The organism is Azospirillum sp. P4_B5 (genome assembly GCF_056402275.1).
In genome coordinates this window covers 41,449-51,326 of the sequence record NZ_JBFUHT010000035.1, presented here as the reverse complement: position 1 = coordinate 51,326, position 9,878 = coordinate 41,449, and the positions used below count along the sequence as shown (strand labels likewise).

Sequence of the window (9,878 nt, the reverse complement as noted above, 5' to 3'; positions counted from 1 at the left end):
CGCCGCGAAGACTTGGCGTCGCCTGCAGGGGGAAAACCAGTTGCCCAAGGTCATCCAGGGCGTCACATTCCGCGATGGCATCGAGGTCACGGAAACCGCGTCACAGAGCGCCGCCTGACCAGACCATCACCCACTTTCCCGCATAGCTCCGCTGGAGCCGGCGCCTCGGCGGATCCTATGTAATGGAGCATGCAAGAGCTTTCTGTGATCCCGGACTGCCGTGTCGTGAAGGTTGAACCTGTTGATGCGATTGGTCTCGTCAGATGTACGGACGCGCCAGCTTCGATCTGCTGCGCCGTCGCGATCTCCTCGCAACCTGATCCACGCAAAGTGCGGGAGAACCGGGGAACGGGGATCACCTCAGTCCCTCACAACTGGGCAAGGGTCTGCCGCATCACTTCCGCCGTGGCGAGGTCAGCCGGAAAGAAAGCTTCGATGGCCAGTTCGGACAAGGTGATGTCCACCGCCGTTCCAAACACCGTCGTGGTGCTGAAGAAGCTGAGCGTCCCGGCTTCCGTCCTGAGCCGCAGAGGAACCACCACGCCATCATGCGACGACAACGGCTCGCCCCGGCCGTGCGGAGCCTGCCCGCCGGGCATCGGGTAGCCCTTCAACTCGCCGAACAGCGCAGCCAGCACGGGATCGGCGCTGACGTCGATCTGCCGGATCAGCCGGTGCAGGATGTGCGCCCGCCACTGGGCGAAGTTCTCGATCCGCGGTGCCAGCCCGGAAGGGTGAAGGCTGAGGCGCAGCACGTTCACCGGAGGCTGGAGAAGGTCCGGCGAAGCGCCGGTGAGCAGCGGGGCGACCGCCCGGTTGGCCGCAACCAGCGTCCAGTGCCGATCCACGGCCAACGCCGGGTGAGGCTCGTGCCCGGTCAGCACGAGATCGACCGCCTGACGGGCGGCCTGCATCTCCGGATCGCCCAGCCGGTGTTCGGAAAAGACCGGCGCGAAGCCCGCGGCGGCGAGCAGCGCGTTGCGGTCGCGCAGCGGAATGTCCATCCGCTCCGCCAAATGGAGCAGCATGGTCCGGCTGGGCTGCGAGCGCCCGGTTTCCAAGAAGCTGACGTGCCGGGTCGAGATGTCGGCTTCGCAGGCGAGGTCGAGTTGGCTCAAGCCACGCCGCTTGCGCCACGCGCGCAGCAACTCGCCGACCGGTTGGCGCGGCACGGTCCTGGGGGGCGGTCGGTGCCGGGTGGCTGTTTGCGGCATTGTTCCGGCCTCCGGTCCGGCGTTTTCGGTGTTTTGCGCTCCACATGATACCAACGCTGCCGATCATGCATCCAGAAAGGTCAGCAGGTCGCGGTTGAAGCGGTCCATATGCGTCAGGAACAGACCGTGCGGCGCCCCCTCGTAGACGGTCAGCGTCGCGTTCGGCATCAACTCGGCGGTTTTCCTTCCGGTGATGCCAAGCGGGCTGGAGACATCCAGATCGCCGTGGATCAGCAGGGTCGGCACGGTGATGTCCCGAAGCTCCCGCTGGAAGTCGGTGGACGTCGTCGCCCGATGGCAGTCCAGAAGCGCCTTCATCGAGGCTTGCAAGGCCATCGATTTCACCCAGGCCATCATGCCGGGTGAACTGTCCGCCGTCATGAAGGGGCGAATGTTGTCCTCCAGCCATGCCGGAAAGTCCCGCATCAGCCAATCCGAGCGGAAGGCTTCGAAGACGGCAGGATCGATTCCGTCAGGGTGGTCGTCGGTCCGGGAAAGCGTTGGTGTCATCGTGCCGACCAGAACCGTGCGGGAAACGCGGCGGCTGCCGTGCCGGCTCAGGTAGCGGATGATTTCCCCACAGGACATGGAATGGCCGACCAACGTAACACCGTCCAGATCCAGCGTGTCGAGCAGGGTTGCGAGGTCGTCGGCCAGCCGGTCGAAGTCGAAGCCGATTCCCGGGTCGCTCGACCGGCCATGGCCGCGACGGTCGTACGCGACGCAGCGGTAACCGCGCTCAGTCAGCGCCAACATCTGATAGGCCCAGGAGTCGGAGTTCAGCGACCAACTGGACAGAAAGACGACGGGTTTCCCCAGCCCCCAATCCCGGTAGTAAAGCTTTACGCCGTCGTCCGTGTGGATGAAGCCGGGCTGGGCCGGGTCGGCGGGAGATATCGAAGGCATGTTCATAGTTGGTGCTCCTGCGTTCGGGACGCTGCGGGACGGGAAAGCCGGTGCGCTATGCACCTTCCGGAACCCGGTCCAGAAAGCCGCTCACCGAGCGGATGCGTCCATCGGCGGCCAACCGGATGAAGTCGGTGCCGCCGGCAATGGGCTCTGCCCCCGCCGGAGCGAGGGACCAGGAGAAGCGCACGCGGTCGTTGTGACCGTCGGGCGTGCCGTGCAGGAAGAAACGACAACTCGGGAACCGCTGCTGCACGGCGCCGATCAGGGCGTTAATGCCGGTGTGGCCATTTGCCTGCATCATCGGGTCAAGGTAATGCGCGTCATCGCTCCAGTGTTCAATGAGCAACGCCAGCCGGCGGTTGGGGGCTGTCTCGTTCCATGTGTCGATGTAGCGCTGAGCGATTTGGGTGGCATTCGTCATGGCGGAACTCCTTTGTAGGATTGCCCGGATCGACCGGACACCCACAGCATCGTCATTCCGCGATCCATCTGCGATTACGTGGGAGGTAAAGGAAAAGCCTTTGATGGCCCGGTGACCACATAGCTGTGCAAGATGGCCATCGGCGGGATCGAGATCACGGCTGGCCTGTGCCTTCGGGCACCGGGCCTGCCGGGACAACCTCTCGGTTCTGTACACGCGCACGCCGCGGCTGCTGGAGGATCTGGCGCTCGCCTGCGCCGACGGCCGCTATCCGCGCCTGCTCAAGACGCTGGCGCGCGTTCAGTTGCTGATCCTGGACGACTGGGGCGTGACGCCGATGACCGCCGACCAGCGGCGCGATCTGCTGGAGGTGATCGACGACCGAACCGGCCGCGCGGCGACGCTGATCACCAGCCGGTTGCCGGTGCCGGAATGGCACGCGGCGATCGGCGGGTTGACGCTGGCCGACGCCATCCTGGACCGCGTGCTGCACAGCGCCCATCGCATCGAGTTGGCCGGCGAGTCCATGCGCAAGCGCAACGCGTTCGCCGCGACGGCTTGACCCGGCCGCCGCGCTTCTGCAACCTACACGTCATCCAGCAGCCAGCCGAGGCTGCCCCCGCGCGGAGTGGACGTCATCCGCCGGAACACCTGGACGCCATCGACCGGAATCGGTGGACACCTTCGCGCTGGAACCACCGCGCGCAATCACCGGAATACGCACGGACCGCCAACAGACCAGGATCGTCCGTGCCGTCGAACAGCCGCTCGTGCCAGTGGCGGAAGGCGGCAGCGCGGTCGGCGTAGGCCCATGGTTTGCTCCCCTCTGCCGAGCGTCCGAGCCCGAGGACATAGCGGCTGCTGTCCCACAGGAAGAACGGAGGAGGCTTGATCCCCGACCGCTTGAACGAGCGTGGCACCGTCATCGGCCGCCCGTGGCTCTGGCCGTTCGCCCCGAGCCGCAGATCGTCGCAGGCGACGGCCTCACCATCGGTGGACAGCACGAGCCCGAAGGTGATGCATTCGCGGGTGAAGCCGAAGGGGACGACGTCATGGCAGCGTTCCAGCCGGTCGTAATGGGCGGCAAGAGCGGCAAGGACGCTCATGGCCGCACCGCCGCCGCAACAAAAGGCGGAACGCAGATGACGCCGTCGCGCAGGACGGCATGAAAAAAACGGGAGGCATGATTGTTGGCGTAATCGATGTCCAGGAGCATGAGACCGAGGTCGCGGTCGCGCTGGTCGTCGGAGAGCTGGTGCATCGGGGGGGCCCTCCCACAGCATGACGTCGGCCGGAAACTCGCGGGTGCCGAGGCAGGGGGAGCGGAAGCATTGGCCGCGCCGGGCGCGACGGGTGAAGATGCCAAGGGGGATGTCCAGCCGGTCCCCAACCGGGGCGTCATCGGTCAGGGTGAGGCGGGCGGTGATGAGATAATCGACCTCGACCAGGATGGTGGCGGCGCGTCGTTGCCGGTTGTCGGCGGCGATTCGCGGCAGGGTCTGAAAGGCACCGTTCCGCATGGCCTGGCGCACGGAGGCAAGCGGAATGCGGTTGCCGATCTCGTTGCGGCTCAGTGACTGGAAGCGGATCGGTTTGAGGACATGGATGCGGTCGATGATCCAGCGCAGCCCAGAGCGCCAATACACGCTGTCGAAGATACCGCGAGCGGTGGACGGAGTAATGACATCATAGGAGACGCGTTCGGTTTTCGACTCCGCGCGGGAAAAGCAAGCCCGGGCCCCCGAGACGCGCAATGTGACGCTGTGCGACATGCGGGCCTCCTACGGTGAGCGTTCACCAGCAGGACAGTCGAATTCCACCTCTCTGAAATCGGGCATTCGTAAGTGAATCATAGAAAAATTCACCGATATATAGATCATCATTCTATTCAATACTGATTATTTGAGTTCTCTATTAGGTTTATCAAAAGACGTTGATCCAATTTATATTCCATAGATGCCTTTTTATTTACAGATGGGAGGAGTAAATATTATTTCTCAACCATCACGAAACCTACCCTTCCTGACCATGAAAGCAATCCAAAAGCGAGCCTTGGCCAAGCGACCACAACACGCAGAAAGCGCATCCTATTTCACAAGAAAAATTGTCCATTGGGCGCTGTTTCACAGCCACCCAACATCCTGGTCGGCGATCTTGGCGCGCGGTTGCAGCGGACCATTTTATGGTTCCACGGAGTGCGGTTTATGCGTGCTCTCGTAACAGTTTATGGTTCCATCTAGAAGTCCTTCACCGCCCCGATCAGGAACTCCTTGTTTCCCTCGGGACCGGTGATCGGGCTTTCGGTGATATCCAGCACGCGCCAACCCGGCAAGGCGTCGAGCCACCCGCGGATGCGGTCGCAGACCTCCTGGTGCAATTCCGGCTCGCGCACCACCCCGCCCTTGCCGACGCGGCCCTTGCCGACCTCGAACTGGGGCTTGATGAGGGCGACGAGTTGCCCGCCCGGCACCGTCAGGGCGAGCGCCGCCGGCAGCACCACCTCCAGCCCGATGAAGCTGGCGTCGCACACCACCATGTCCACCGGATCGGGAATCTCGGCGCTGGTCAAGTGGCGGGCGTTGGTCTTCTCCAGCACCACGACGCGCGGGTCGTTGCGCAGCTTCCAGGCCAACTGTCCATGCCCGACGTCCACCGCATAGACCTTGGCGGCACCGCGAGTCAGCAGCACGTCGGTGAAGCCGCCGGTCGAGGCGCCCACGTCGATGGCGGTCAGGCCGGTGGGGTCGATGCCGAAGGCGTCCAGCCCCTTGACCAGCTTCAACCCGCCGCGCGACACCCAGGGATGGTCCTGCCCCTTCACCGACAGAGGAGCGTCCTCGGCGATCGGATCGCCGGCCTTGTCGATGCGCTTGGTGTCGGAATAGACCAGCCCGGCCAGGATCAGCGCCTGCGCCTTGGCGCGGCTTTCCGCCAGCCCGCGCTCCACCAGCGCCACATCCGCACGCACCCGCGCCATCTCAGAACTCCCCCATCGACGAGGGTGGATGCATGGCGCAGGACGCGGCGTTCGGCAAGAGGCGATGGACCGTCACGAGCGAAGGATGGTCAGAAAGGCAGATCCAGGACGAAGCGGGTGCCTGGAACGTTCGGCTCCGCGCGCAGCTTGCCCTTCAATTGGCCGGCGAAGGCCCGCGCCACCTTCATGCCCAGCGTGTCGGCACGCGCCACCTCGAATCCCTGTGGCAGACCGCGCCCATGGTCGGAGACGGTCAAGCGATGGCCACCCTCGTCTTGCGGCACGAGGCTGACTTCAATGTCTCCCGGGCTGCCTGCCGCGTAAGCGTATTTGGTGGCGTTGCCGACCAGTTCGTTGACGATGAGGGCGAGCGGGATCACCGAATCCACCGGCAGCATCGCCTGTTCCACCGTCACGGCGATGCGCCGTTCCGGCCCGCCGACCGCGAAGTGGCTTTCCATCTCCCGGCAGGCATCGCTCAGATAGGCCCCGAAATCGACGAGACTGCCGCGGGCGGCGGCGTGCACGCGCTGGTGCGCCTGGGTCACCGTGCCGATGCGGCTGCACGCCTCCTGGAAGGCGCGGCGCATGTCCGGGTCCTTGGCCGACAGGGTCTGGAGCGTCAAGAGGCTGGATACGAGCTGAAGCGTGTTCTTGACCCGGTGGCTGACCTCCCGCGCGTGATGCTGGGCGGTCTCGGTCGATTCGGATTCGGCGGGACGCAGGGTGACCAGCAGCGACGGGCCGCCGTCGAGCGCGGCCAGATCAAGGTTCCAGGACACTTCGTCCGGCCCGGAGACCCGCAGGCGGGCGCCCTCGCCGTTGGCCAGCGCCTCGGCGACGCGCGCGGCGGAGGCCTCCGGGAAACGGTCCGGCAAGGGATGCCCTGGTACCAAGCCCAGGGCGCGCATGGTCGCGTTGGCGTAAAGACAACGGAAGGACGCGCCGTCGACCACGGCGGTGGGCATCGGCGACGCTTCAACGATGGACCGGAACATCCCCGGACCATCCTGAGCCGAAGCTCCGTTTTCGTCGGATGCGCGCCCAGCGCCCGCTGCAAACACCTGAGGCATGTTCGACAAAACCCAGTCCCGCCGGATACGTTAATTATCTATTGTTTTCGAATTGTAAGACAGCAGTCCCAGCCGCACCAGAGAAAGCGCCCCGCCCAACCTTAGGCTAATGGCATTAGCCCCTTCGTCCAGGATCGAGCCGGCGGCGCTTTCCTTCCGGATTCAGGCCCGCACCGCCGCCGCCTCGATCCCCAGCGCTTGCAACGCGGTGGCGACGATGTGGCGAGCGGCCAGACCGGCCTCCTCATACTGTTTCGTCGGGCTGTCATGGTCGAGAAAGCGGTCGGGCAGGACCATCGGGCGGATCTTCAACCCGCCGTCCAGCAGCCCGGCCATCGCCAGATGCTGCAGCACGAAGCTGCCGAAGCCGCCGACCGAGCCCTCCTCGATGGTGATCAGCACCTCATGCTCCAACGCCAAACGGCGCACCAGCTCCTCGTCCAGCGGCTTGGCGAAGCGCGCGTCGGCCACCGTCGTGGACAGGCCGCGCGCGCCCAGCTCCGCCGCCGCCTTGCGCGCCTCGGCCAGACGCGTGCCGTAGCTGAGGATCGCCACCTTGGTGCCTTCCTGGAGGATGCGGCCCTTGCCTATGGGCAGCACCTCGCCGCGCTCCGGCAGTTCCAGCCCCACCCCCTCGCCGCGCGGGTAGCGCAGCGCCGAGGCGCGGTCGTCGATGGCGGCGCTGGTCGCCACCATATGCATCAGCTCCAGCTCGTCCGCCGCCGCCATCAGCACGATGTCGGGCAGGCAGCCGAGATAGGCCACGTCGAAGGCCCCGGCGTGGGTCGCCCCGTCAGCCCCGACCAGACCGGCGCGGTCGAGCGCGAAGCGCACCGGCAGGCGTTGCAGCACCACGTCGTGCACCACCTGGTCGTAGGCGCGCTGCAGGAACGTTGAATAGATCGCGCAGAAGGGCTTGAAGCCCTCGGTCGCCAGCCCGGCGGCGAAGGTCACGGCGTGCTGCTCGGCGATGCCGACGTCGAAGCAGCGGTCGGGAAAGCGCTGGCCGAACAGGTCGAGACCCGTACCCGAGGGCATGGCCGCGGTGATGCCGAGCACGCTGGGGTCGCGCTCCGCCTCGGCGATCAGGGCGTTGGCGAAGACGCGGGTGTAGGTCGGGGCGTTGGACTTGGGCTTCGACTGGGCGCCGGTGACGACGTCGAACTTGGCCACCGCGTGCAGCTTGTCGGCCGACGCCTCGGCGGGGCCGTAGCCCTTGCCCTTCTTGGTGACGACGTGGATCAGGACCGGCTTGTCGTCGTCGGCGTCGCGCACGTTCTGCAGGACCGGCAGCAGATGGTCCAGATTGTGCCCGTCGATCGGGCCGATGTAGTAGAAGCCCATCTCCTCGAACAGCGTGCCGCCGGTGACCATGCCGCGGGCGTACTCCTCCGCCCGCCGCGCCGCCGTGCGCAGCGGCCGCGGCAGCTGCTCCGCGATGTCCTTGGCCAGATGGCGCAGGCTGAGATAGGGCTTCGACGAGATCAGCCGCGACAGGTATGCGCTCATCGCGCCGACCGGCGGGGCGATGGACATGTCGTTGTCGTTCAGGATGACGATCAGCTTGCTGTTCGCCGACCCGGCGTTGTTCATCGCCTCGTAAGCCATGCCGGCGCTCATCGCGCCGTCGCCGATCACGGCGACCACATGGTTGTCGCGGCCCAGCTGGTCGCGCGCCACCGCCATGCCCAGCCCCGCGGAGATCGAGGTGGAGCTGTGGCCGGCGCCGAAGGGATCGTACTCGCTCTCCGACCGGTTGGTGAATCCCGACAGCCCGCCGCCGGTGCGCAGGGTGCGGATGCGGTCGCGGCGCCCGGTCAGGATCTTGTGCGGGTAGCACTGGTGCCCGACGTCCCAGATCAGCCGGTCGGCCGGTGTCTGGAACACATAATGCAGGGCGACGGTCAGCTCGACCACCCCCAGCCCGGCGCCCAGATGACCGCCGGTCACCGACACCGCGCTGATGGTTTCCGTGCGCAGCTCGTCGGCCACCTGCCGGAGCTGTTCGGGCTTGAACGCGCGCAGGTCGGCGGGGGTGCGGACGAGGTCGAGAAGCGGCGTCTTGTCGTTGGGGGTCACGTTCGAAACGTCCTCCGTTCAGGTCCGCCGCGCGACGACGAAGTCGGCGACCGCTTTGAGGATATCGGCGCGCCCGTCGAAGATCTCCAGGTGCGCCTTGGCCTGGACGGCCAGCATCGCGGCCTGCGAGCGGGCACGGTCCTGCCCGAGGATGGACACGAAGGTCGACTTTCCGGCCTCCGCGTCGCGCCCGACCGACTTGCCGGTTTCCGCCTCCGTCCCCTCGACGTCCAGCAGGTCGTCGACGATCTGGAAGGCCAGCCCGAGATCGTGGGCGTAGGCGCGCAACGCAAGCCGCTGCGGCGGCGGGGCCTTGCCCAGGATGCCGCCGGCCTCGCAGGAGAAGGCGATCATGTCGCCGGTCTTCATGCGCTGGAGCCGCGTCGTCGTGCCGAGGTCGAAGGTCTCATGCTCGGCGATCAGGTCGAGCATCTGACCGCCGACCATGCCGTGCGGTCCGGCCGCCTTGGCCAGCGCCGCCACGAGCTGGCAGCGCACGTTCGGGTCTTCGTGGGTCGCCGGATCGGCCAGCACCTCGAAGGCGTAGGTCAGCAGCCCGTCGCCGGCCAGGATGGCGGTCGCCTCGTCGAACTTGCGGTGCACGGTCGGCTGGCCGCGGCGCAACTCGCCGTCGTCCATCGCCGGCAGGTCGTCGTGGACCAGAGAGTAGCTGTGGACGAACTCCACGGCCACGGCGACGCGCAGCGCGCAATCCGGGTTGACGCCGAACAGCGCCGCGGACTGGCACACCAGGAAGGGACGCAGCCGCTTGCCGCCGTTCAGGCAACCGTAGCGCATCGCCTCCAGCACACGCGATTCGGGAAGGTCGGTGGTCGGCAGGAGGTGCAGGATCGCACGCTCCACATCGGCGGCCATGTCGGCCATGGCTGTCTTGAGGTCGGTCTGCACGTCAGTCGATCCGGGCGGGTTCGGTGCCGAGGGTGCCATCGGCGGCAACGGTGATGCGGTCGATCTTGGCCTGGGCCTCCCGCAGCTTCGCCTCGCAATGCCGCTTCAGCGCAGTGCCGCGCTCGTAGGAGGAGATCGCGTCGTCGAGCTTGCCGCGCCCGTCTTCGAGCTGGCGCACGATGCGCTCAAGCTCGGCCAGCGCGTCCTCGAAGCTGAGGGCGGCGATGTCGGGGGGAATGTGAGCGAGGTCAGCCATGATCCATCCGGCCAATGATCCATACGATGGGGTGCCCGCG

Annotated in this window: 9 protein-coding genes and 1 pseudogene; 1 reads left to right on the top strand and 9 read right to left on the bottom strand. The window is 66.3% G+C overall.

Features of this window, described 5'->3' with window-relative positions; translation table 11 throughout:
- Window positions 1-368 precede the first annotated feature (368 nt).
- From AC1DVI_RS23690 to AC1DVI_RS23680, 3 genes are all read right to left on the bottom strand, one after another.
- Window positions 369-1,214 carry a helix-turn-helix domain-containing protein gene (locus AC1DVI_RS23690; protein ID WP_476960048.1) on the bottom strand — a complete coding sequence of 282 codons (846 nt, stop codon included), beginning with the start codon at window positions 1,212-1,214 and terminating at the stop codon, window positions 369-371.
- A 63-nt stretch (window positions 1,215-1,277) separates the two neighbouring features.
- Window positions 1,278-2,126 carry an alpha/beta fold hydrolase gene (locus tag AC1DVI_RS23685; protein ID WP_476960047.1) on the bottom strand — a complete coding sequence of 283 codons (849 nt, stop codon included), beginning with the start codon at window positions 2,124-2,126 and terminating at the stop codon, window positions 1,278-1,280.
- A 49-nt stretch (window positions 2,127-2,175) separates the two neighbouring features.
- Window positions 2,176-2,544: a nuclear transport factor 2 family protein gene (locus AC1DVI_RS23680; RefSeq protein WP_476960046.1), complete on the bottom strand. Its 369-nt coding sequence runs from the start codon at window positions 2,542-2,544 to the stop codon at window positions 2,176-2,178.
- Window positions 2,545-2,701: 157 nt separating this feature from the next.
- Between AC1DVI_RS23680 and AC1DVI_RS23675 the strand changes: the two are divergent.
- A pseudogene (locus AC1DVI_RS23675) lies at window positions 2,702-3,106 on the top strand (ATP-binding protein); the annotation flags it as partial.
- A 73-nt stretch (window positions 3,107-3,179) separates the two neighbouring features.
- Here the strand turns inward: AC1DVI_RS23675 and cas5c are convergent.
- The 6 genes from cas5c to AC1DVI_RS23645 form a co-directional block, all read right to left on the bottom strand.
- Window positions 3,180-4,316 carry a type I-C CRISPR-associated protein Cas5c gene (gene cas5c, locus AC1DVI_RS23670; protein WP_476960045.1) on the bottom strand — a complete coding sequence of 379 codons (1,137 nt, stop codon included), beginning with the start codon at window positions 4,314-4,316 and terminating at the stop codon, window positions 3,180-3,182.
- Between the two features lie 464 nt (window positions 4,317-4,780).
- The gene (locus tag AC1DVI_RS23665; RefSeq protein WP_476960044.1) at window positions 4,781-5,521 is read right to left on the bottom strand and encodes a TlyA family RNA methyltransferase; all 741 of its coding nucleotides are present in this window, start codon (window positions 5,519-5,521) and stop codon (window positions 4,781-4,783) included.
- 89 nt (window positions 5,522-5,610) lie between these two features.
- Window positions 5,611-6,519, bottom strand: coding sequence for a sensor histidine kinase (locus AC1DVI_RS23660; protein WP_476960043.1), 909 nt, complete (start codon window positions 6,517-6,519; stop codon window positions 5,611-5,613).
- Window positions 6,520-6,756: 237 nt separating this feature from the next.
- A complete protein-coding gene (gene dxs, locus AC1DVI_RS23655; protein ID WP_476960042.1) occupies window positions 6,757-8,673 on the bottom strand; it encodes a 1-deoxy-D-xylulose-5-phosphate synthase in 1,917 nt (638 codons plus the stop codon).
- Between the two features lie 18 nt (window positions 8,674-8,691).
- Complete coding sequence (locus tag AC1DVI_RS23650) at window positions 8,692-9,621, bottom strand: polyprenyl synthetase family protein (protein ID WP_149167077.1); 930 nt, start codon at window positions 9,619-9,621, stop codon at window positions 8,692-8,694.
- Entirely contained in the window at window positions 9,584-9,838 is a 255-nt protein-coding gene (locus tag AC1DVI_RS23645) for an exodeoxyribonuclease VII small subunit (protein WP_149167076.1), read from the bottom strand. Before AC1DVI_RS23645 ends, AC1DVI_RS23650 begins: the two co-directional genes overlap by 38 nt.
- Window positions 9,839-9,878 lie beyond the last annotated feature (40 nt).

Coding starts and splice junctions, on each gene's coding strand:
- AC1DVI_RS23690 (WP_476960048.1), bottom strand. CDS start 1,214: ATGCCGCAAACAGCCACCCGGCACCGACCGCCCCCCAGGACCGTGCCG.
- AC1DVI_RS23685 (WP_476960047.1), bottom strand. CDS start 2,126: ATGAACATGCCTTCGATATCTCCCGCCGACCCGGCCCAGCCCGGCTTC.
- AC1DVI_RS23680 (WP_476960046.1), bottom strand. CDS start 2,544: ATGACGAATGCCACCCAAATCGCTCAGCGCTACATCGACACATGGAAC.
- cas5c (WP_476960045.1), bottom strand. CDS start 4,316: ATGTCGCACAGCGTCACATTGCGCGTCTCGGGGGCCCGGGCTTGCTTT.
- AC1DVI_RS23665 (WP_476960044.1), bottom strand. CDS start 5,521: ATGGCGCGGGTGCGTGCGGATGTGGCGCTGGTGGAGCGCGGGCTGGCG.
- AC1DVI_RS23660 (WP_476960043.1), bottom strand. CDS start 6,519: ATGTTCCGGTCCATCGTTGAAGCGTCGCCGATGCCCACCGCCGTGGTC.
- AC1DVI_RS23650 (WP_149167077.1), bottom strand. CDS start 9,621: ATGGCACCCTCGGCACCGAACCCGCCCGGATCGACTGACGTGCAGACC.
- AC1DVI_RS23645 (WP_149167076.1), bottom strand. CDS start 9,838: ATGGCTGACCTCGCTCACATTCCCCCCGACATCGCCGCCCTCAGCTTC.